This window comes from Sandarakinorhabdus oryzae (assembly GCF_009733735.1).
Lineage (GTDB): Bacteria > Pseudomonadota > Alphaproteobacteria > Sphingomonadales > Sphingomonadaceae > Sandarakinorhabdus > Sandarakinorhabdus oryzae.
Genome location: NZ_WNJP01000349.1, coordinates 1 through 975 on the forward strand (window position 1 = coordinate 1; position 975 = coordinate 975).

1 protein-coding gene is annotated in these 975 nt (G+C 73.8%); it reads left to right on the forward strand.

The features are described 5' to 3' along the window. Positions 1–131: 131 nt before the first annotated feature. Positions 132–975: hypothetical protein (locus GJ693_RS16215; protein ID WP_156257250.1), on the forward strand; the 844-nt coding region annotated here is incomplete at its 3' end.

Consider the following 975-nt stretch of genomic DNA (forward strand, 5'->3'; position numbering starts at 1 on the left):
CAGGCGGCGGTGGCAGCGGCGCTGGCCGAGCAGGCGGCGGCCAACCGGCAGCCGCCGGCCCAGCTGTACTGGGCGCTGGTCGGGCTCAACGCCTTGGCGCTGGCGGCCGCGTTGGCCGTTTTCCTGCTGCGATGAGGCTGGTTCACGCCCTGGTTGCGCTGGAACTGCGCCCGGGCCTGCCCGGTGCGGCCTGGAGCCGGCAGAGCACAGGCTCGCTGGCCGAACTGGCGCCCGAGCATCGGCAGCGGCTTGATGACATCATGGCAGCGCTGGCCGGCTGGGCCGAGGCCGGAGAGCCGCCAATCAAGGCGCTGCTGCCGCTGGGTGATGGCCGCGCACCGGCGCTGCTGCTCAAGGCCAACCGCCAGGGCGGCCACGGCGTCATCCTGTCGGCTGCTGGCATGGACGCACTTGACGGCCACGCCGAACGCTTGCTGCCCTTGCTGCCCTCGGCCGAAGCCAGTGCCGGCTTTGCCCGCACCGTGCTGCCGGTGCCGCCGCTGCTGCCGCCCTTGCCGGTGCAGGCGCATTGGCCCGATATCGGCATCGCCTGGCGCGACATGGCGCTGATGGTGCCGCAGGCCAGCGACGTGTTGCCGGCGCTGGTGACGGTGCTGGCCCATATGCAGCCGCCGGAACAGGCACGCCGCATCACCGGCTGGGCGACGACGGCCACGCTGCCGGCCGTGGGCGGCTTCGATCCGTGGCGCGCCTGCCAGTTGCTGGTGCTTGGCCCTGGCCGGGGCCGGCCGTGCGGTCTGCCGCACAAGATCGTCGCGCTGCAGCCGGCTGCCGAACCCGGCGTACAGGCCATGCCGCCGCTGTCGCACGCGGCCTGGCGGGCGTTGCGCACGGTGGCTGGCGAGGCCGTACCGGAATGGGATCTGGCCATGGCGGGCGAATGCGCGCCGGCGTTGCTCGTCCGCCTCGCGGCCGACCTGCCGCTTTCGCGTGGCGGGCTGCTGGCCGCCCTGT